The organism is Devosia sp. Z11_6 (assembly GCF_058133665.1).
On the sequence record NZ_JBYUNQ010000001.1, the window covers coordinates 398078 to 416651 of the forward strand.

The 18574-nt window shown below is 64.6% G+C and carries 15 protein-coding genes and 1 riboswitch; of the genes, 7 read left to right on the plus strand and 8 right to left on the minus strand.

Translation table 11 applies throughout. The annotated features are described in order from the left end of the window. Positions 1-101 precede the first annotated feature (101 nt). A complete protein-coding gene (locus AC3YMN_RS01900; protein WP_489888718.1) occupies positions 102-1448 on the minus strand; it encodes an MFS transporter in 1347 nt (448 codons plus the stop codon). 340 nt (positions 1449-1788) lie between these two features. Between AC3YMN_RS01900 and AC3YMN_RS01905 the strand changes: the two genes are divergently transcribed. Together AC3YMN_RS01905 and serA are read left to right on the plus strand one after the other, a co-directional pair. Beyond that, positions 1789-2964 (plus strand): phosphoserine transaminase, encoded by a 1176-nt coding sequence (locus AC3YMN_RS01905; RefSeq protein WP_489889183.1) that lies wholly within the window; start codon positions 1789-1791, stop codon positions 2962-2964. A gap of 154 nt (positions 2965-3118) precedes the next feature. Then, a complete protein-coding gene (gene serA / locus AC3YMN_RS01910) occupies positions 3119-4702 on the plus strand; it encodes a phosphoglycerate dehydrogenase (protein ID WP_489888719.1) in 1584 nt (527 codons plus the stop codon). Between the two features lie 60 nt (positions 4703-4762). On the opposite strand, the gene AC3YMN_RS01915 is transcribed toward serA, so the two are convergent. Then, positions 4763-5713, minus strand: coding sequence for a DMT family transporter (locus AC3YMN_RS01915; RefSeq protein WP_489888720.1), 951 nt, complete (start codon positions 5711-5713; stop codon positions 4763-4765). A gap of 133 nt (positions 5714-5846) precedes the next feature. On the opposite strand from AC3YMN_RS01915, the gene AC3YMN_RS01920 reads away from it, so the two are divergent. The 3 genes from AC3YMN_RS01920 to AC3YMN_RS01930 all read left to right on the plus strand — a co-directional run bounded on the left by AC3YMN_RS01920 (position 5847) and on the right by AC3YMN_RS01930 (position 9977). Continuing rightward, a complete protein-coding gene (locus AC3YMN_RS01920) occupies positions 5847-7136 on the plus strand; it encodes an adenylosuccinate synthase (RefSeq protein ID WP_489888721.1) in 1290 nt (429 codons plus the stop codon). A gap of 47 nt (positions 7137-7183) precedes the next feature. Continuing rightward, positions 7184-9346, plus strand: coding sequence for a RodZ family helix-turn-helix domain-containing protein (locus AC3YMN_RS01925; RefSeq protein ID WP_489888722.1), 2163 nt, complete (start codon positions 7184-7186; stop codon positions 9344-9346). Between the two features lie 205 nt (positions 9347-9551). Further along, a complete protein-coding gene (locus AC3YMN_RS01930; RefSeq protein WP_489888723.1) occupies positions 9552-9977 on the plus strand; it encodes a VOC family protein in 426 nt (141 codons plus the stop codon). 22 nt (positions 9978-9999) lie between these two features. Here AC3YMN_RS01930 and AC3YMN_RS01935 read toward each other — a convergent pair whose 3' ends face one another. The 3 genes from AC3YMN_RS01935 to thiB form a co-directional block, all read right to left on the minus strand. Continuing rightward, positions 10000-10638: an ATP-binding cassette domain-containing protein gene (locus tag AC3YMN_RS01935; protein WP_489888724.1), complete on the minus strand. Its 639-nt coding sequence runs from the start codon at positions 10636-10638 to the stop codon at positions 10000-10002. Then, the gene (locus AC3YMN_RS01940) at positions 10625-12211 is read right to left on the minus strand and encodes an ABC transporter permease family protein (RefSeq protein WP_489888725.1); all 1587 of its coding nucleotides are present in this window, start codon (positions 12209-12211) and stop codon (positions 10625-10627) included. The genes AC3YMN_RS01935 and AC3YMN_RS01940 overlap by 14 nt, the downstream gene beginning before the upstream one ends. A 226-nt stretch (positions 12212-12437) precedes the next feature. Next, complete coding sequence (thiB, locus tag AC3YMN_RS01945; protein WP_489888726.1) at positions 12438-13454, minus strand: thiamine ABC transporter substrate binding subunit; 1017 nt, start codon at positions 13452-13454, stop codon at positions 12438-12440. Between the two features lie 57 nt (positions 13455-13511). Further along, positions 13512-13612, minus strand: a riboswitch (TPP riboswitch). A 25-nt stretch (positions 13613-13637) separates the two neighbouring features. Between thiB and AC3YMN_RS01950 the strand changes: the two genes are divergently transcribed. Then, positions 13638-14339: a thiamine diphosphokinase gene (locus tag AC3YMN_RS01950; protein WP_489888727.1), complete on the plus strand. Its 702-nt coding sequence runs from the start codon at positions 13638-13640 to the stop codon at positions 14337-14339. Positions 14340-14979: 640 nt separating this feature from the next. Here AC3YMN_RS01950 and rpoH read toward each other — a convergent pair. Together rpoH and AC3YMN_RS01960 are read right to left on the minus strand one after the other, a co-directional pair. After that, a complete protein-coding gene (gene rpoH, locus AC3YMN_RS01955) occupies positions 14980-15855 on the minus strand; it encodes an RNA polymerase sigma factor RpoH (RefSeq protein ID WP_127753938.1) in 876 nt (291 codons plus the stop codon). Between the two features lie 222 nt (positions 15856-16077). After that, positions 16078-17106 carry an RluA family pseudouridine synthase gene (locus tag AC3YMN_RS01960; protein ID WP_489888728.1) on the minus strand — a complete coding sequence of 343 codons (1029 nt, stop codon included), beginning with the start codon at positions 17104-17106 and terminating at the stop codon, positions 16078-16080. Between AC3YMN_RS01960 and AC3YMN_RS01965 the strand changes: the two genes are divergently transcribed. After that, a complete protein-coding gene (locus AC3YMN_RS01965; RefSeq protein ID WP_489888729.1) occupies positions 17105-17470 on the plus strand; it encodes a DUF6476 family protein in 366 nt (121 codons plus the stop codon). The genes AC3YMN_RS01960 and AC3YMN_RS01965 overlap by 2 nt on opposite strands. Here AC3YMN_RS01965 and AC3YMN_RS01970 read toward each other — a convergent pair. Further along, complete coding sequence (locus tag AC3YMN_RS01970) at positions 17467-18450, minus strand: hypothetical protein (protein ID WP_489888730.1); 984 nt, start codon at positions 18448-18450, stop codon at positions 17467-17469. The two genes, AC3YMN_RS01965 and AC3YMN_RS01970, sit on opposite strands and share 4 nt — an antisense overlap. Positions 18451-18574: the final 124 nt, after the last annotated feature.

Sequence of the window (18574 nt, forward strand, 5' to 3'; positions counted from 1 at the left end):
CGGGTAACCTGTCCTCGATCCTCTGTTGTGCCTTGCAGCGGCCTGCAGCGCAAACCGGTCGTTAGCCTCGGCTGGACTGGCCGCGGGGAGTGGCTGCGGGCTTAAGCCTCGATATCGATATCCTTGGTTTCGCGCCCGAGCAGCAGGGCGATCAAGGTCAGGGCCGCCATGGCCGTGAGATAAACGCCGACCCAGAACGGGCTGCCGTCGCCGGCACTCCACAGGGCCACAGCCACAAAGGGGGCGAGGGCGGCGCCGAGGATCGAGGAGACATTGTAGGAAATGCCAGAGCCGGTATAGCGCACATTGGCGGGAAACAGCTCCGGCAGCAGCGCGCCCATTGGGCCGAAGGTCAGCCCCATCAGCGTAAAGCCGAGGATGAGCCAGGCCATGACGCCGACAAAGCCGGCGTTGAGCAAGGGCACCCAGAGCAAACCAAAGACGGCGATGGCGAGCGTCACCCAGATCAGCGTCTTGCGGCGGCCAAAGCGATCAGCCCAGGGGCCGGACACCAGGGTGAAGATGCCGAAGAACACGACGCCAACGATCATCATCAGCACAAAGGTCGAATATTGGTAGCCAAGCCCCGGCACGGCGGCGTCGATGGCGGCGCGACCATAGCTCAGCGAGAAGGTCGTCATCAGGTAGAACAGCACATAGGTCGCCAGCATGTAGAAGGTGCCGAGCACCAGCTCGCGCATATTCTGCTGCAGGACGGTGACGAGCGGCATCTTGCGGACCTGGCCGGTCTTGACCGTTTTCTCGAAGGCACTGCTTTCCACCAGGTTGAGCCGGACCCAGAGGCCGACCACCACCATCACGGCTGAAAACAGGAAGGGAATACGCCAACCCCAGTCGAGGAAGGCCAGCGAGGGGCGGGAGGGATCATCGGAGGGCAGCATGGCCGCGATGATAAGGAAGAGGCCGTTGGCGATGATGAAGCCGAGCGGGGCGCCAAGCTGGGGGAAGGTGCCGAAGAGCGCGCGCTTGCCCTTGGGTGCGTTTTCAGTGGCGACCAAGGCAGCGCCGCTCCATTCCCCGCCCAGCGCAAAGCCCTGCGCCAGCCGGAGGACCACCAGCAATGCCGGCGCCAGCCAGCCGACCATTGCATAGGTCGGTAGCACCCCGATCAGGAAGGTCGCTAGCCCCATGGTCAGCAGGGCCGCAACCAATGTGGTTTTGCGGCCCTTCCTGTCCCCGAGATGGCCAAAGAATACGGCGCCGAGCGGCCGGGCAACCATGGCGGCGCCGAATACGGCGAAGGACGCCAGAAGGGCTGTGGTCTCATTGCCGGCAGGAAAGAACAGGTGCGGGAACACCAGAACGGCCGCCGTCGCGTAGACGTAGAAGTCGTAGAACTCGATCGTGGTGCCGACCAGACTCGCGAGCAGAACGCGGGAGCGCGAATTGGCTGGTTGAGGGGAAGCAGCCGCGGAAGTCTGGGTCATGATCGAATCCAAAAAGTGCAAGGCGACGTGCCCTGCCCACTTGTCTTTCGCTCGGCTTGCCGCTGCGGCAGGGCGAGGGAAAGCAAAACTGGCCACCCCTTACTGCCAGTGCAGGCTTGCATTCAAGACCAGAGCGCCACCTGCGGCGCTTTGAACCGAACAAGATCACTCGATGGGAGGGCCTGACCGTGGGCCGTAGCGGATTGCGACATGGTTCCCCAACAGCACTTTTCGCACAACGGCATTGACGCGGAGCGGTATCAGGCATATCTGCGGCCTCAGGACATCTTGCCCTAACGCAAGACGCATAGACCTGGGAGGGTCGCTGAAGATGGCTGCAATGCCCCTGACCGCGCCGGCGGTGAAACCGGCTAATCCGAATTTTTCGTCGGGCCCCTGTGCCAAGCGTCCGGGATGGACGGTTGAAGCGCTGGCCAATGCGCTGGTGGGTCGCTCGCACCGCTCCAAGCCCGGCAAGGCGCGCATCCAGCGCGCGATCGACCTGACCCGCGAACTGCTGGAAGTCCCCGCCGACTACCGCATCGGCATCGTGCCCGCTTCCGATACCGGCGCGGTCGAGATGGCAATGTGGTCGATGCTGGGCGCGCGCGGCGTCGACATGCTCGCCTGGGAAAGCTTTGGCGAGGGCTGGGTCACCGATGTGTCCAAGCAGCTCAAGCTCGAGGATGTGCGGGTCATCAAGGCGCCCTATGGCGAGTTGCCCGACCTTGCGCAGGTCGACTTCAACCGCGACGTGGTTTTCACCTGGAATGGCACCACTTCGGGTGTGCGCGTGCCCAATGGCGACTGGATCGCTGCGGACCGTGAAGGCCTGACCATCTGCGACGCCACTTCGGCGGCCTTTGCCCAGAACCTCGATTTCGCCAAGCTCGATGTGGTGACCTTCTCTTGGCAGAAGGCGCTGGGCGGTGAGGGCGCGCATGGCGTGCTGATCCTGTCGCCGCGCGCCGTCGAGCGACTCGAGAGCTTCAAGCCCGAGCGCCCGCTGCCCAAGATCTTCCGCCTGACCAAGAACGGCAAGCTGATCGGCGAGATCTTCGAGGCTGCCACCATCAACACGCCCTCGATGCTGTGCATCGAGGACGCGATCGATGCGATGGAATGGGGTCTGGCCCAGGGCGGGCTCAAGGCCATGCAGGCGCGGGCCGATGCCAACTATGCCGTGCTGGCCGATTGGGTCGCCAAGACCCCGTGGGTCGAGTTCCTCGCCAAGGATGAAGCAACTCGCTCCAACACTTCGGTGTGCTTCTCCATCGTCGATCCGGCGGTTACGGCGCTCGACGATGCGGGGCAGGCGGCGTTTGCCAAGGCCCTTGTGGCGCGGCTCGACAAGGCCGGTGCGGCCTATGACATCGGCGCCTACAAGGACGCTCCCTCGGGTCTGCGTATCTGGGCCGGCTCGACCATCGATGCCGAGAACCTGCGGGCACTGACGCCCTGGCTCGATTGGGCCTTTGCCGAAGAGCTCAACGCGCTCAAGGCCGCCGCGGCTTAGTCGCTCAATAGCGCGACCCCTCCCTCGATCCCTCCCCTCAAAGGGGAGGGAAGACCCGGCTCACAGGCCGGTGCCGGACAAGTTCAGGCTGGGGACGGGCGGGTCGATCAGTTTTTTGCCGGCCGCTGGCCGCACCCCATTCAGGACTACAAAAATGCCCAAGGTTCTCGTTTCCGACAAACTCAGCCCTACAGCAGTGCAAATCTTCAAGGACAATGGCGTCGAGGTCGACTACCTGCCCGATCTGGGCAAGGACAAGGAAAAGCTGCTCGAGGTGATCGGGCAGTATGATGGTCTCGCGATCCGTTCGGCGACCAAGGTCACCGAAAAGGTCATCGCCGCCGCCACCAACCTCAAGGTGATCGGCCGGGCCGGTATCGGCGTCGACAATGTCGACATTCCCGCGGCGACCAAGAAGGGCATCATCGTGATGAACACGCCCTTTGGGAACTCGATCACCACCGCCGAGCACGCAATTGCCATGATGATGGCGCTCGCCCGCCAGTTGCCCGAGGCCGACGCCTCCACCCGCGCTTCCAAGTGGGAAAAGAACCGCTTCATGGGCGTTGAGGTCACCAACAAGACCCTCGGCCTGATCGGGGCGGGCAATATCGGCTCGATCGTTGCCGATCGGGCGCAGGGCCTTAAGATGAAAGTGATCGCCTATGATCCATTCCTGACCCCCGAGCGGGCGCAGGATATGGGTGTCGAAAAGGTCGATTTGGACGAGCTGCTGGCGCGCGCCGACTTCATCACGCTGCACACGCCGCTGATCGAAGCCACCCGCAACATTCTCAATGCCGAGACGCTGGCCAAGACCAAGAAGGGCGTTCGCATCATCAACTGCGCCCGTGGCGGTCTCATCGATGAAACCGCGCTTTATGATGCGCTGAAGTCGGGCCAGGTGGCCGGCGCAGCGCTCGACGTGTTCCTTGAGGAGCCGGCGCAGAACAATCCGCTGTTCGAGCTGCCCAATGTGATCTGCACCCCCCATCTGGGGGCGTCGACCACCGAAGCGCAGGAGAATGTAGCGCTGCAGGTGGCCGAGCAGATTTCGGCCTATCTGATGACGGGCGAAATCACCAATGCGCTCAACTTCCCCTCGATCTCGGCTGAGGAAGCGCCGCGCCTGACCCCGTTCATCAAGCTGGCGGAAGTGCTGGGCTCGTTTGCCGGGCAGCTGACGGAAACCGCGATCAAGTCGATCACCATCGAGTTCGAAGGCGATGTGGCCGGCATGAATACGCGGCCCATGGTGGCGGCGGCGCTCAACGGCGTGCTCAAGCCGATGATGGGCGAGGTCAACATGGTTTCGGCCCCCCAGATCGCCAAGGATCGCGGCATTGCCGTGCAGGTGACGACCCGCGAACAGCAGGGCGCCTATGAGAACTATATCCGGCTGACGGTGGCGACCGAAAAGCAGGAGCGCAGCATTGCCGGTACCGTGTTTGCCAATGGCAAGCCGCGGGTGATCCAGGTGAAGGGCATCAACATGGAAGCGGAGCTGACCCCGTCCATGCTTTATGTGACCAATGAGGACAAGCCGGGCCATATCGGCCGGCTGGGCACGCTGCTGGGCAAGCTTGGCATCAACATCGCCAACTTCAACCTGGGCCGTACCGATCCGGGGGCCGATGCCATTGCGCTGGTCTCGATCGATGGCACGCTGTCCGAGCCGCAACTGGCGGAAATCGCCCAGCTCGAAGGCGTCAAGCAGGCCAAGGCACTGCGGTTCTAAGGACCGCAAGGTTACACGGTTGGAAAGGCGGGACAGCGTGTCCCGCCTTTTTTGTTGCTGCTAGGGCAAGGCGCGCAGGGCGCCCCATTCGGCCAGGGCAATGCCGACGATGACGAGGGCGGCGGCAGCCATGTGGTAGAGCTCAAGGCGTTCGCCCAAGACCAGCACGGCAAAGGTGGCGGCAAAAATCGGGATCAGGTTGATAAACAGGCTGGCGCGGTTGGCGCCGATCAACTCGACGCCGCGCACATAGAACATCTGCGAAACGATCGAGGGCAGCACCATGGTGTAAAGCGCGATGGCCCAACCCTGGGGCGTGACCTGGGGCAAGGCGGCAAACAGCGCACCCATGCCACCGCCCAGACCGATCTGGTAGGCAATGGCGGCAACGAAGGCACCCGAACAGGTCGCGACCAGAAAGCTGATCCAGCCGGTCGGGGGCTTGTAGCGCAGGGATACCGAATAGGCGGCGTAAGCGGCGCAGGCGAGCAGAACGAGGCTGTCGCCAAAACCGATATCGAGCGCGAGGAGCCGGCCAATCTCCCCATGGGTGGCAGTGACCAGCACGCCAAAAATGGTGAGCACCGCGCCCAGGATCTGCAGCGGGCGCACCCGGGTGCGGAAGAGGGCGAAGTTCGCCAGCATGACGAAAAGGTTGATGGTCACCTGCTCGAGGGCAATGTTGATGCCGCTCGCGTGGTAGGAGGCCATATAGACCAGGATATTGAATGTAACATAGCCCACCGCGCCGTAGAATAAGTAGAGGGGCCAGCGCGACCGGATCACCGGCCAGTCGCGTTTAAGCGACGTTCGGGCGAAGGGCAGAATCAGCAGCAGGGCGCCGCCCCAGCGCAGCACGGTGAGGGTGAAGGGGTCGATATGTCCGACGGCAAGCTTGCCGGCGATGACATTGCCGCCCCAAAACATGGTGGTCAGAACCAGCAGCAGATAGGGGCGGTCCAGCAGGCGGGCGGAAATGCCGCGACTTTGGGTTATTGGCGGCTTTGTCATCGGCGCTCGGTGATGTAAGGACAATCGGACTTAGCAGGTATTCGGGTATGGTCAAACCCGGCGCCGGACAGTTGCGCGGGCCCCCGGGTTTGGGTTGCCCCCGCGCCGGCATGATTGGTGGAGTGAAGTTTTCATGGCGAATGTGGTTGTCGTCGGCTCGCAGTGGGGCGACGAGGGCAAGGGCAAGATCGTGGACTGGCTCTCCGAGCGTGCCGATGTGGTGGTGCGCTATCATGGCGGCCACAATGCCGGCCATACGCTGGTGATCGATGGCGTCAGCTACAAGCTGGCGCTGCTGCCATCTGGCCTGGTGCAAGGCAAGCTGTCGGTGATCGGCAACGGGGTGGTGGTGGATCCCCACCATTTTGTGGCCGAGATGGCCAAGCTGCGGGCGCAAGGCGTCACGATCACTCCCGATGTGCTGCGCATTGCCGACAATGCACCGCTGATCCTGTCGCTGCACCGCGAACTCGACGCCATCCGCGAAGACAGCACGTCCGGGCTCAAGATCGGTACCACCAAGCGTGGCATCGGCCCGGCCTATGAGGACAAGGTGGGTCGTCGGGCCATCCGGCTGATCGATCTGAGCCAGCCCGAAACGCTGATGCCCAAGATCGAGCGGCTGCTGACGCACCACAATGCGCTGCGCCGCGGCATGGGTCTGCCCGAGATCGAGGCCGAAACGATCCGGCAGGAGCTGATCTCGGTAGCCGACCAGATCCTGCCCTTCATGGACCAGGTCTGGCAGGTGCTTGATGAAAAGCGCAAAGCTGGCGCACGCATTCTGTTTGAGGGAGCGCAGGGTGCGCTGCTCGATAATGATCACGGCACTTATCCCTTCGTCACCTCGTCCAACACGGTGGCAGGGCAGGCTGCGGCCGGTTCCGGGCTGGGGCCAACGGCAATCGGCTATGTGCTGGGAATCACCAAGGCTTATACGACCCGCGTCGGCGAGGGCCCGTTCCCTTGCGAGCTGGATGACGAGATCGGCGAACATCTAGCCACGGTCGGTCGCGAGGTTGGCGTCAATACGGGGCGGCCGCGCCGCTGCGGCTGGTTCGATGCGGTGCTGGTGCGTCAAACCGTCAAGACTTCCGGCATTTCGGGCATTGCGCTGACCAAGCTGGACGTGCTGGACGGGCTCAAGGAAATCAAGATCTGCGTCGGCTACGAGCTGGATGGATCACGGATCGATTACTTGCCTGCCTTGATGGAGGCACAGGCGCGGGTTACGCCCATCTACGAAACCCTCGAAGGATGGTCGCAAACCACAGCCGGGGCGCGCAGCTGGTCTGAGCTGCCGGCCCAGGCGGTCAAGTATGTGCGCTATATCGAGGAACTGATCGGGGCGCCGGTTGCCATGTTGTCGACGAGCCCCGAGCGCGCCGATACTATCCTTGTGGTTGACCCGTTCCAAGATTGAGTGTTTTTGATACAACACCTGCGGCAATTGTGAGTACCAAGTAAGCTATGGCCGACTACAAGGAGCTGCTGCGCCGGGCCATCTCGGCATTGCCCGAGAATAATGGCGCGGCTCGCCGTGCGGTTTACGAAAAGGCGCGTTCGGCACTTGTGGGCCAGTTGCGGGCCATTCAGCCACCGCTGCCGGCGCGCGACATAACGCAGCATCGGCTGCAGCTGGAAGATTGTATCCGGCAGGTTGAGCAGGAAGCCAGCGAAGCCGTAATTTCGCTGCGGCGTGATTCGGTGTTCGGGCGTCCCATGGCGCAACCAGTCGAGCCGCCGGTAGCAGCACCCGAGCCGGAGCCGGAACCGGAACCCCAGCCTGAGCCAGAACCCGAACCTGAGCCCGAACCGCAGCCCCGGTTCGAGCTGAGGCCGCGCTTTGAGCCGGCACAACCAAACTATCCAGCGTTTGAGCCGGTACAGCCCGCCTATCCCCAGGCGCAAGCGGATGGCCCAGCGCGCTCCGGCACCTCGATCGAAGACATCATCGCCGATGCCGCTGAGGCGAGCGGGGCAGAGTTGGTGCGCGAGGAGGGCCCGGTCGACGTGCCCGTGGCGGTTCCAAACGAAAACGAGGCCCAGGCGGTGGTTACGCCAGTGGCCGAGAGCGAGCCTGAGTCCGTCGAGAAGATCATCAAGCCACGGGCGCGTTGGTTGCCGTCGTTCGGGCGAGCCAAGGGAGCGCGCAAGGCCGAGGCCGAAACGGCAGGCCCGAGCGAGTTGCCGAGCGACTCGCCGCTCGATGCGCCGGTGCAGGAGCCTCAGGACCAGCCGGATTCGCTTGCCGACGACAAGCCTGCCGCTGAGGAGGGTGCCCGCCGGGGAGCGTTGCTCAATTTCGCCCGCCGCACCGAACCCGCCAGCAGCATGGGACCAAGCCCCGTTGAAGCGGCACTGTCGAGTGTGCGCGAAGTCGAAGTCGAGGCGGCGCAGCCCGACACCAGTGAAGCCGAGGGCGCCATCGAGCGGGCGATCGAGACGCTGGATCGCGAAGCGCGCGGCGAAAGCCAGGCTATTCCGGCAGAGCCCACGGAGCCGGTGGTTGTGGGTCCGGCCCGGCCGGCGGTGCCCAATATGTTTGCCATGCCCGAGCGCGCCGAATTGCCGGGCGGGGCAGGCGAGGACAATTCCGACAACTTCGTGCCAGTGAGCGAGCCGCGCAGCGGCACGGGCCTGAGCATTTTCCTGATCGTTTTTGCAGTGCTTCTGGTTGGCGTGGGTGGCGCAGGCTTTTGGGCCTGGCGCGAAGGCTATGTGGACCTCAACCAGATGTTCGGGCAGGCCAGCACGGCGGTTGCCGAAGCGCCCGAGCCAGAACCTGATCTTACGACCCCAACGCTCGACCCGGTGCCGCCCAATGGCGACATTTCCGCGACCGACCAGCCGGCAGTGCCCGGCAATACGGCGACCCAGACAGCGGCCGAGCCGACTACGGCGCTCGAGGCGCTGGAAACCGAGGACCGGCTGGAGCCGACGCCCGAGCCGGTGGTTCCCGATGGGACGCAGACCAGCCTGCCCGAACTGGGTGGTGGTGCGGACGACAAGGGCGAAGAGCGGCTGCCCGGGGAAGACCCTAGTGCGGCCGTGGCGCTCAATGATCCGGCGGCATCGGTCGACCCGGCCGTGCTGTCGGGCAGCCAGTCGCTGCTGCTGGAAGCCTCCCAGGATGGCCGCACCGGTGCGGTACCGTTCTCGGGCACGATAGAGTGGCGCGAAGGGGTCGACGAGATCGGCCAGCCCACGCTGATCGGCCAGGCCAATATTCCGGCGCGCAATCTCGGGGTCGAGATGACCATTCGCAAGAATTCCGATCCGAGCCTGCCCGCGAGCCACCTGATGGAGGTGGATTTCGATGTGAGCGACACCTTTATCGGCGGCACGATTGCGGGGCTGCCGGGCGTGTTGCTCAAGGACCAGGAACTGGTGCCCGGAACGCCGCTGGTGGGGGCTTCGGCCCGCGTCGTGGGTAATTCCTACCTGTTTGCGCTGAGTGCGGCCGAGCAGGATGCCAACACCAACCAGGACCTGCTGCGCAGTCGCAAGTGGATGGATCTGGCGGTGGTGTATGGCACCGGGCGCAATGCGATCATCACCCTTGAAAAGGATGAGCAAGCGCAGGCGCTGTTCGACAAGGTCTTTGCGGCTTGGGGACAGGGGGGCAATTAGCCCCCCCGTTTGCATCCGCGTTTGGCCGGACAGAGGCCTCGTGGATTGACGCTCCGGCGGGGCTGGCTTAGCCTTGGCGTGTCTGAAACAGGTTAGGTTCGGGAAGGTTGGCCCGGCCCCCGCTTGCGGGTCCTTCCGCTGCTGCAGCGGCCCATGACGATCACGGCGCCAGCATAGGGCGGGCGCCGATCGAAAGGGCATGGACATGAAACCACGGATTTCCGTAATCACCCTGGGCGTTGGCGATCTTGAGCGCGCGGTGCGTTTTTATCGCGATGGGCTGGGCCTGCCGACGCAAGGCATTATCGGGCAGGAGTTCGAGCACGGCGCCGTCGCGTTCTTTGATCTGGCGGGCGGATTGAAGCTCGCGATCTGGGCGCAGGACGATATTGCGTTCGATACGGGCCTTGCCCGGGAGCCGGTGTCGTCCACCGCCATGACGCTCGGGCACAATGTAAGGGAACGCCACGAGGTCGACGCGATCATGGCGAGCGCCGAGGGTGCGGGCGCCGCGATCATCAAGCCCGCGCAAGACACGTTCTGGGGCGGGTATGCTGGGTATTTCCGGGATCCTGACGGGCATCTCTGGGAAGTGGTCTGGAACCCGCAATTGCTGCCGGCGGACGAATAAAGCGCCTCCTCGCGGTGGCGGCTCAGTCCGCCACCAGCTTTCGATCCGCCAGATGATAGCGCCGGCTGGCGAGGGCGAGGATATCATCATTGTGGTGGCTGACGAGGATGGTGTGCCAGCCATGCCGGACCGTCAGCGTCTTGACGAGATCGCGGATCACGGCGCGGGTTTGATCGTCGAGGGCCGAAAAGGGCTCGTCGAGCAGCAAAACCGGCCGGGCGCGTAGCAGGGTGCGGGCGAGAGCGACGCGCTGCTTTTGCCCGCCCGATAGGGTGGCGGCGGGCTGGGCGCCAATGCCGGACAAACCGACCTCCGCGAGTGCAGCTTCAACCTGACGGGTGACCTCTGCCTTGGGCGTGCGCGCGGGCAGGCCCAGGGCGATGTTGCGGCCAGCGCTCAAGTGTTCAAAGAGGCTTTCGCTTTGCAGCAGGAGGGATACCGGGCGCTGCTCGGGTGGCAGTGGCACGAGTTGCTGGCCGTCAAGCGCGATGCTGCCGGAGGTCGGCGTGAGAAAGCCGGCGAGGAGATCAAGCAGGGTGGACTTGCCCGAACCGCTGGCGCCCGACACGGCGGTGATCTCGCCGGGCGCAGCGGCGAGGGAAAAACGATAGGGCTCGGCCGTGTTGGGATAAGCAAAACAAAGCTCGTCAACGCGCAGCACGGGCGATCCTTTCGGCAAGGCGAGGCAGGCCAACAAAGGCAATGATGGTGCCGATGAGGAGAATGGCGGCAATGGCCCCTGCATCATTGTTGCGATAGGCGCCGAGCGAGCGGAACATCAGCAGCGGCAAGGTTTGGAAATCCTGGGTGCCAAATAGGGCGATGACGCCCAGATCCCCTAGCGAAAAGCAAAAGGCGAGGGCGAGCATGACGCCTAGATCCTTGCCGATCAGGGGCAGTTCCACGAGGAAGAACTGCCGCCAGCCGCTCAGCCCGAGCGAGCGGATGAGCTTGCCCCTGGTTTTCGCAATGGCTTCGAGCGGCGGCGCGAGCGTTGCCACGGCAAAGGGCAGGGCGAGGAGGCTATTGGCAAGGATCACGACAGCGGGCGCGGCCGCGGCGGGCGCAAGGCCCAGGTCGCGGACCAGCAGGAAGAAGCCCAGCGACAGCACCACGGCGGGCACGGCGAGATAGGCATAGGCCGGGATGCCAAGCACGGTGCGCAGCGGCGGGCTGCCGGTGGCGCCGCGGCCGAGGGCGAGGGCGAGCGCCAGGAGAAGGGTGAGGAGTGCCGAGGCGCTGCCGATAAGGAGGCTGGTGAGGAGCGACCACCAGAAGCTCGGCTGGGCAAGGAGGCTGCCGAGACCGGCGCCGAGGCCATCCACCAGCACGGAGAGCAAGGGCAGGCCGAAGCAGAGGGTGGCGGTGGCGAGTATCAGCCATTGCAGCAGGCGGCTGGCGGGCCCGTCGCGCCAGGTGGTGGCTGGGGAAGAACCAAAGGCGGTGGGTACCGGGGCGAGAGCCGAGGCGGCAAAGATCACCAACGCGCAAACGGCGATTTGCGTCAAGGCGAGGCGCACGGCGCCGGCGAGATCGAAATCCTGGCGGACAGCGGCGTAGATGGCGACCTCCAGCGTCTGGTTGGCGGGGCCACCGCCCAGCAGCAGCACTATAGGGAAGCTGGTGAAGGCGAGGAGAAATATGATGGCGCCGAGCCCCGGCAGGGTGCCGCGCAGGGCTGGCCAATCGATGAGGGTGAAGCGCTGCCAGGCGGATAGGGCCAGGGACTGGCCGGTCTTGAGGCGGGCGGCGGGAATGGCGTCGAGGCGGGCGAGGATGATGCGGGCGGCGAAGGCCCCATCGAGAATCACATGGGCAAAGAGAATGCCGCCGAGCCCATAGGCGGGATTGCCCAAGGGGAAGCCCAGCACGGCTTCGGCCGCGCGATTGATCCAGCCATTGCGGCCCCAGATGGCGAGGAGCCCGAAGGCCACGACCATGCCGGGAGTGACGATGGCGGATGCAAAGAAGGCGACGAGGAGATCGCGTCCGGGGAAGCGCAGACGATTGAGCGACCAGGCCAATGCCGTGCCGACCAGCAAGGAAAGCACGGTGGTGAGCCCGGCCTGGATCGAGGTCATGCGCAGGAGGTGGGCAATATCGATGCGGCTGGGGGCGGCGGCATCGGTGGCGGCGGCAAGGATGGACCAGAGGACGAGAGCAATCAGCCCGGCGATGGCAAACGCGAGGAGGGTGGCGGTGGCGATGCGCAAGGGGCGGGGTGGGAGGGTCATGGTCCGGTGGTTGGCGCTGGCCTTGGAGCGGGTTGATGGGCCTGAACCCCCACCCTGTCCCTCCCCTCAATGGGGAGGGGACGTCCGCTGATGGCGCTGGGATGGCGGAGGGTCGTGGTGTGGCTATCAGGGACTGTGTTCCCTCGATCGACCCCCTCAGTGCGCCTCCGCTCAAGGGGGAGGGGAGGCACACTGAGGGGTTCGAAGCTTGTGGCTGTCCTGGTTTCTACTGGATGGCGGCAAGCATTTCGTCGATCCAGGCGGCGCGGTTGGCTTCGAGGTCGGTGTCGCTGATCGTCAGGGTTTTGGCGGGTTGCGGGAGGGTGCCGAAGGCGGGGTTGAGGTCGGCGCCGAGGTCGACCACGGGGAACATCCAGTTGGTGGTGGGGATGATCGCCTGGGCGGCGGGGGAGGCGAGGTAGGCCAGGAACTGACGGGCGAGCTCGGGCTGGTCGGTGGAGGCGAGCATGCCGGCGACCTCGACCTGCACGATATGGCCCTCATCAAACAGCGCCGCCTTGATGGTGTGATCGTCTTCATCGACGATGTGGTAGGCGGGCGAGGTGGTGTAGGAGAGTGCCATATCGGCTTCCCCGGTCAGGAAGAGATTGTAGCTTTCCGACCAGTCGCGGGTGACGGCGAGGATATGGGGCTTGAGGCCGGCCCAGATTTCGGGGGCACGGTCGCCATAGGCGGCCTTGATCCAGAGCACGAGACCAAGGCCGGGGGTGGCCGAGCGCGGGTCCTGGATGACGATCTTGAGGTCGTCGGGGAGCGCGATCAACTCCTCGAAGGAGGCGGGCGGGGTGGCGGTGCGGTCGGTATCGTAGACAAAGGCGAAATGGGCGTAGTCGACCGGCACGAATTGCGGATCGGTCCAGGGCTCGGGGAGGGCGAGATCGCCCAGCTCCAGAGTGTGATCGGCAAAGAGGCCGGTGGCGCGGGCTTCCCCGGCGGTGGCGACGTCGAGGCCTACCACCAGATCGGCCGGGGTGGTGGCGCCTTCAAGCTGGACGCGGCGCAGGGCGCCGATGGAGGAATCGGCGGCGATGAACTCCACGGTGCAGCCGCCGCATTGGGATTCAAAGCCTTCGGCGAGCTGGGGGCCGGGGCCCCATTCGGCGGCAAAGCCATCATAGGTATAGATGGTGAGCGCGGGTGCGGTTTGGGCCAAGGCGGGCGAGGCAGCCAGTCCGAAAAGGACCGCAAGCGCCAGGTGAGTGGTGTGGACCAAGATGGTCATCCCTTCATTGGTGTGCGGCCATGAGTGAAGGGATGGGTGTCAATGGCGGGCACGAGATGCCCTTGCCATCTCGAACTTCCTCCGCCAGCATGACCTGGTTCAGGTTCAATGGGTAATTCTCAGCTCCGGCTTGACCCGGAACACCCCAGCGAGACGCCGTGATCTTATAAGAGCGCCCCCCAAGTGCAAGAGAATTTCAGCCCAGCTGCCGACGCGCCCCTGCGCTTTGCCGGACCGATCGCCATTGTGGGCGGCGGGGCGGTGGAGAGCCAAACCCTACGTGACCTCGCGGCGGCGGGAGTGACGCTGATCGGGGCCGATGGCGGGGCGGATGCGATCGGGGCGGCAGGGCTGGTGCCTGCGGCGATCATCGGGGATCTCGATTCGCTCCAGGATCGCGCCGGCTGGGAGCGGCGCACCCGGGTGTTGCACCTGCCCGAGCAGGTGACCACCGATTTCCAGAAGGCACTGCGCTCAACGCAGGCGCCGGTGACGCTGGCGCTGGGCATGACGGGCAAGCGGCTCGACCATACGCTCGCGGCACTGAGCGCGGTGCTGCAATATGCCCCCGAGCGGCACTTGCTGCTGGTGGACGAGATCGATGTGGCGCTGGCAGTGGTGGGGCCGATTAGTTTTGAGGCGGCGGCCGGGGAGCGGGTGTCGATCCATCCGCTGGTGCCGATCGGGTTCGAGCGCTCGCAGGGGCTGCTCTATCCGATGGATGGCCTGCAGCTGGCGCCGGGCGGGCTGATCGGCACCTCCAATGCGGGCCTTGGGGGTCGGATCGAGATCGTGCCGGCTGAGCGGGTGCCGTGGCTGCTGATCCTGCCCAAGGCGCGGCTCTGGGATCTCGTCCAGGCGTGCCAAAAATCCGCCCGGGCCTGATGGCCCTGCGGTTGGTGCTGCGACATGGGGCGAAGTTCGCCTCGGTGCCGGTCGTCCGGCGGGAAATAGAAGGTGAAGCAAGCTTCGCCCCTTGCTCTATCGGAGACTCTTCGGTGAGGACCGTCCGTGGCTAGACCCGTGCCAAACGCCAGAAGCCCTGAAGCTTCATGGACCGGGGGATGAAATCGGTCCCGGATCATCCTCGTCCCGAAGGAGCTTGGGCGACCCCAAACCCATCCGATATTCCCGCACCGACCGTTCGTCGCGACCGCGCAGCTTGCCCGGGAACAAGGGGGATTGTGCCTGAGGTTTTCGGGGGCGGGGATAAGTTTGTGGGGAGCGGTGATGGCCGCCCTCGTGGTTCGAGGCTGCGCTTCGCTACGCACCTCACCATGAGGGCTCCGGCACATTCCCGCTCATTCCACGCTTCCCGAGCCCTCGTGGCTCCAGGCTGCGCTTCGCTGCGCACCTCACCATGAGGGCTCCGGAGGGTAAGGGCTTTTGGGGTGGCCATGAGTATGCCGGAGGCTCGATGGGCCCCGGGCTCAAGCCTAGGCTGGCAGCGGCGGCGGGCTCGCAGGCGTAAAAAAGCCCTCGGGGGAAACCGAGGGCTGCATTGGTTGCTTGCGGCGGTCCAGCCTTATGCGGCGTTGGAGCGGGCAGCTTCGCGCACGGCGTCTTGCACCTTTTCAAAGGCGCGCACCTCGATCTGGCGGATGCGCTCGCGGCTGACATCGTATTGCTGGGCCAGCTCTTCGAGCGTCAGCGGATCTTCCTGCAGGCGGCGAGCCTGGAAGATGGCGCGCTCACGATCGTTGAGAACATCCATGGCATTGGTCAACAGACCCATGCGTTCGGAATATTCCTCGCTTTCACCCAGGGCAGTTTCCTGGCTGGGCGTGTCGTCGACGAGCCAGTCCTGCCATTCCGAGGAGCCTTCATCGGCGCGCATGGGCGAATTGAGCGAGGCATCGCCCGACAAACGCGCATTCATCGAGACCACGTCGTCCTCGGTCACATTGAGGGTGGTCGCGATCTGCTTGATCTGGTCGGGATGGAGCGAGCCGTCGTCGAGCGCGGCGATCTGACCCTTCACCTTGCGCAGGTTGAAGAACAGCCGCTTCTGGGCAGCGGTGGTGCCGATTTTCACCAGCGACCAGGAGCGCAGGACATATTCCTGGATCGCAGCCCGAATCCACCACATCGCATAGGTCGCAAGGCGGAAGCCCTTGTCGGGCTCGAAGCGCTTGACCGCGTGCATGAGCCCGACATTGCCTTCCGAGATCACCTCGGCAATGGGCAGGCCATAGCCGCGATAGCCCATGGCGATCTTGGCAACCAGGCGCAGGTGGGACGTAATAAGCCGTTGAGCAGCGGCCGGATCGGCGTGCTCCTTGTAGCGCTTGGCCAGCATGAATTCTTCATCGGGTTCCAGCATGGGGAACTTGCGAATTTCCTGAAGATAGCGGCTCAAGCCTCCTTCGGCAGAAAGGACAGGCAGATTGGTCTGGGCCATTTATGCACCCCTTTTACTTATTCCCCCGCACAGGCGGGCGGATCGATCTTCGGCCGTCCTGGCGGCCCGGCGGAAGAAGTCAGGTCATAATATATGGCGTATTGCCGCAATTGTAAGGCCGCCGAATGCAGACGAACGGTGCAGGCAGCGCAAGGGTTGCCCGTGGTGCGGGCATTAGGGGAGGGCCGGCCCGCACTTCTCGGTTACCGGCCCCCGCAAATCCTAGCGGGCGAAGGCCTTGTCATAGGGCTCGAGCGCTTCCTCGAGCGCCACAAGGTCGGGCGGGAGCGGGGCTTCAAAGAACATTTCCTCTCCGGTCACGGGATGCTCAAAGCCGAGCTCGGCGGCATGGAGGGCCTGCCGGCCTAGCGCAACAATGGGTGCGGCGACCTCGGGAGGCAGGCGGTTGATCTTGGTGGCGTAGCCCGAGGCATAAACGGTGTCGGAAACCAGGGGGTGGCCGATATGAGCCATGTGGACGCGGATCTGGTGGGTGCGGCCGGTTTCCAGCTGGCACTGGATGCGGGTGATGTCCCAGCCTTCGCCGCCAAAGCGCTGCTCGACCATGTAATGCGTGATGGCTTCGCGGCCGTCCTTGCGCACGGCCTGCTTGAGCCGATTATTGGCGTCGCGCCCGAGGGGCGCTTCAACCGTGCCCTTGGCGGTTTCAGTGGACCCCCAGACATAGGCGAGATAGGCGCGATGCAGCGGGCCGGTGCGACCATGATCGGCAAATTGCGCGGACAGATGCTGGTGGGCCAGATCGGTCTTGGCCGCGACCATGACCCCTGAGGTGTCGCGATCGAGGCGATGAACGATGCCGGGCCGGCGCACGCCACCAATGCCCTGCAGGCTCGCGCCGCAATGATAGATCAGCGCATTGACCAGGGTGCCCGAAGGGCTGCCGGGAGCAGGGTGGACCACCATGCCGACGGGCTTGTTGACCACGATCAGCTGATCATCCTCGTAGAGGATATCGAGCGGGATGTTTTCGGGCTTGGGCTCGGGATCTTCGGGCGGCGGGGCGAGGAGGGTGATTGTTTCGCCGGCCGTTACGCGATATTTGGGCTCGCTGATCGGCTGGCCGTTAAGGGATACGGCCCCGCCCAGGATCAGGTCCTTGAGGCGGCTGCGGCTGAGCGCCGGGTGTGACTTAGCCAGAACGGCATCGAGGCGGCCGCCGGCCTGTTCGGCAGTGATAGTGAATTCGACTTCGTCGCCCTCGAAGTCGTCAGCGGTTAGGTGTTCCATGAGCGATCCTTCAAATACCGGCCCGGTGGGCCAAGATGCCGAGCCGTTGTCGCCCGAAGCACAAGCCGTGCTGGGAAAGGCGCGCCGGTCGTTCGGCATCTCCATCGGCATTCTGCTGCTGGGCTTTATGGCGATTGGCTTTGCCATTGTCTATCGGGTGATGCGCGACGCACCGCCGCCCAGCATGGCCCAAACGCTGAGCGTGCCCGCCGGGGCCGAAGTGGTTTCGGCCACCACGGGCGATGGCACCATCAATGTGCTGTACCAGCTCGATGGCGCGATGGTGCTGGCGTTGTTCGACCACGGCACGGGCGAACATATCAGTTCGGTGCAGATCGTTGCGGACGGTGCGCCCCGGCTTTAGCGCCCCTGGATTTCGCGCAGCGCTGCCATACGGTCGGTGACGCTGCCGCCGCGCCTGGCTGTGGCAATGGGCCCAGGTGGTGGTGGCGCCGCAGGAGTTTCCTCGCGCCCGTCGGCAAAGCGCTGGATGCGATCAAACAGGCTTTCTTCGGCTGGCGGGGGCTGCTGGGGCGGCTCGGTATCGGCGGCGTAAACGATGCGGCTGGTATCGGCGGCAATGGCGTCGAGCTGGGCGCGCAAGGCGGTTTCGTCGAGCCGCTCGGTATCCCAATCGGCCATGATGGTGGTTTCCACATTGTTGATGCGACGATGCAACTGGCCGAGCTGGTCTTCGAGGTTGAGCTCTTCGGCAAGCGCCGGGGGCATGGTGCCATCAGCCTGGGCGGCGGTTTGCCCGGCCATGGCGTCCAGGCTGGAGCCGGCTTCGGCAATGCGCGCCTGGGCGATCTCGATGCTTTCGGCCTCTTCGAGCGCGGCTTCTTCCAGAGCCGCCTGCTCGAGCGCGGCATGCGCGTATTCGTCGCGCAGCGCCTGGATCTCGGCCGTGCGGTTTTCAAGGTCGCGCTCACGCATGCGCAGTTGCTGGGCAAGATCGGTGGTTTCGCGCTCGAGTTCGAGCACGCGATCGCGCAAGGCCGCTTCGCGGGCTTCGAGCTCGGTCATCTTGCCGACGGCGCTGTCGCGCTCGGCCCGCATGGCGCCAAATTCTGCGCGTCGGTCATTGTATTCGCCCACCTGTTCGGCGAGACGGGCGCGCAGCCCCTCGATTGTGGTTTCGAGCCGGCGCGTTTGGAGGGCGAATTCGGCGCGCAGTTGATCCTTGTCGGCACGGAATTCTGCGAGGGTGATGGGGGTCGCGGCCTCGATGCGCTTTTTGGTGAGGCGGACAGCGCGTTTCCACACCGCGGGCAGGATGGTCACGGCCAAGAGCCCGGCAAACAGCAGGCCGAGGGCGAAATACATGATGTTTTGGATCATCATCGTGCGAACTCCGGAACCAGGCCGTCCAGATGCGGTCGACAGGAAGCTGACTTAAGCGCCGCAAAGGGTAGTGGTTGGACCATTGCTTAGCGGTTCCGGTGGTCTACGTCACGAAAAAGCCGGA

Bases quoted from the DNA above. Each gene is read 5' to 3' on its own strand.
- AC3YMN_RS01900 (WP_489888718.1), bottom strand. From the start codon at position 1,448: ATGACCCAGACTTCCGCGGCTGCTTCCCCTCAACCAGCCAATTCGCGC.
- AC3YMN_RS01905 (WP_489889183.1), top strand. From the start codon at position 1,789: ATGCCCCTGACCGCGCCGGCGGTGAAACCGGCTAATCCGAATTTTTCG.
- serA (WP_489888719.1), top strand. From the start codon at position 3,119: ATGCCCAAGGTTCTCGTTTCCGACAAACTCAGCCCTACAGCAGTGCAA.
- AC3YMN_RS01915 (WP_489888720.1), bottom strand. From the start codon at position 5,713: ATGACAAAGCCGCCAATAACCCAAAGTCGCGGCATTTCCGCCCGCCTG.
- AC3YMN_RS01920 (WP_489888721.1), top strand. From the start codon at position 5,847: ATGGCGAATGTGGTTGTCGTCGGCTCGCAGTGGGGCGACGAGGGCAAG.
- AC3YMN_RS01925 (WP_489888722.1), top strand. From the start codon at position 7,184: ATGGCCGACTACAAGGAGCTGCTGCGCCGGGCCATCTCGGCATTGCCC.
- AC3YMN_RS01930 (WP_489888723.1), top strand. From the start codon at position 9,552: ATGAAACCACGGATTTCCGTAATCACCCTGGGCGTTGGCGATCTTGAG.
- AC3YMN_RS01940 (WP_489888725.1), bottom strand. From the start codon at position 12,211: ATGACCCTCCCACCCCGCCCCTTGCGCATCGCCACCGCCACCCTCCTC.
- thiB (WP_489888726.1), bottom strand. From the start codon at position 13,454: ATGACCATCTTGGTCCACACCACTCACCTGGCGCTTGCGGTCCTTTTC.
- rpoH (WP_127753938.1), bottom strand. From the start codon at position 15,855: ATGGCCCAGACCAATCTGCCTGTCCTTTCTGCCGAAGGAGGCTTGAGC.
- AC3YMN_RS01965 (WP_489888729.1), top strand. From the start codon at position 17,105: ATGAGCGATCCTTCAAATACCGGCCCGGTGGGCCAAGATGCCGAGCCG.
- AC3YMN_RS01960 (WP_489888728.1), bottom strand. From the start codon at position 17,106: ATGGAACACCTAACCGCTGACGACTTCGAGGGCGACGAAGTCGAATTC.
- AC3YMN_RS01970 (WP_489888730.1), bottom strand. From the start codon at position 18,450: ATGATGATCCAAAACATCATGTATTTCGCCCTCGGCCTGCTGTTTGCC.